Source organism: Bradyrhizobium sp. Kon10 (assembly GCF_055807395.1).
In genome coordinates this window covers 1-272 of record NZ_JBVVOZ010000219.1, presented here as the reverse complement: position 1 = coordinate 272, position 272 = coordinate 1, and the positions used below count along the sequence as shown (strand labels likewise).

The window sequence follows — 272 nt, the reverse complement described above, 5'->3', positions numbered from 1 at the left end:
GCCCTTCCCGGCGATGACCGAGATTTCGGGCCATCTCGCCTTCTATCCCGACAAGGTGAAGATCGAGGAAGTTGGGTAGCTGCCGAGAGTTCGTCATGCCCGGCCTTGTCCCGGGCATCCACGTTCTTGGACAGCGCGGCGAGGCGTGGATGGCCGGGACAAGCCCGGCCATGACGGCAGCGATGGCCGACGCGAGCCCCGCTACGCCCTGAATATCGTGAGCCCCAGGATCAGCAACACCAGGAAGATCGCGACGAACACGTAGAACAGGA

2 pseudogenes are annotated in these 272 nt (G+C 63.2%); one reads left to right on the top strand and one right to left on the bottom strand.

The window, feature by feature from the left end:
- A pseudogene (locus AC0L2O_RS36790) lies at positions 1-79 on the top strand (DUF427 domain-containing protein); the annotation flags it as partial.
- Between the two features lie 122 nt (positions 80-201).
- On the opposite strand, the pseudogene AC0L2O_RS36785 reads toward AC0L2O_RS36790, so the two are convergent.
- Positions 202-272: pseudogene (locus tag AC0L2O_RS36785) on the bottom strand (DUF1328 domain-containing protein); the annotation flags it as partial.